Annotated in this window: 1 pseudogene; it reads right to left on the bottom strand. The window is 77.9% G+C overall.

What is annotated here, in order from left to right:
* A pseudogene (locus G3I40_RS41325) lies at positions 1 to 381 on the bottom strand (CbiX/SirB N-terminal domain-containing protein); the annotation flags it as partial.
* Between the last annotated feature and the right edge of the window lie 180 nt (positions 382 to 561).

Here is a 561-nt window from a genome sequence, read left to right as displayed (position 1 = left end):
GCACCGCACCACCACCTCGGGGCGCGCGTCGGCCCACCCCTCGGCCTGCGCCGTCCACCGGTCCGAGGACAGCGCCCCGTACGGCAGCACGATCACCCGCCGCGCCCCGAGCGCCGCGCACCGGTCGAGCCCCGACGGCACGTCGGGCGCCGCCCCCGACACGAAGGCGGTCTCGACCCCCGCGTAACCGCTGCCCTCCCACAACATCCGTGCCGCCGCGAGGAGTTCGGCATTGACCGCCGCGTCGGCCGAGCCGTCCCCCACGAGCAGCACCGTCACCTCCGCCCGGTCGTACGGGGTGCGGGCGCCGCCGCCCGAGAGGTCGTCGAGCCGCCGTTCCAGGGCGGCGAGCAGAGCCGGGGGAGGAGTGTGCACGGGGCGGGCTCCTTGCGGGACGTACGAGAGGACGTACAGGGACGGACAACGGCGGGCGGGACCGGACACTACCCGGCGCGGGCCACCGCGCACGTCACCCGTCCGGGCCCCCCGCCCGCCCCGGTCGACCGCCGCTTGGGCACGAGCAGTTCGCCTCCGGCCGCGAGCGCCGCGGCCTCCGCGACC

This window comes from Streptomyces sp. SID14478, from assembly GCF_010548525.1.
Taxonomy (GTDB): domain Bacteria; phylum Actinomycetota; class Actinomycetes; order Streptomycetales; family Streptomycetaceae; genus Streptomyces.
The sequence above is the reverse complement of the archived record's forward strand: the minus strand, read 5'-3'. Positions and strand labels throughout refer to the sequence as shown.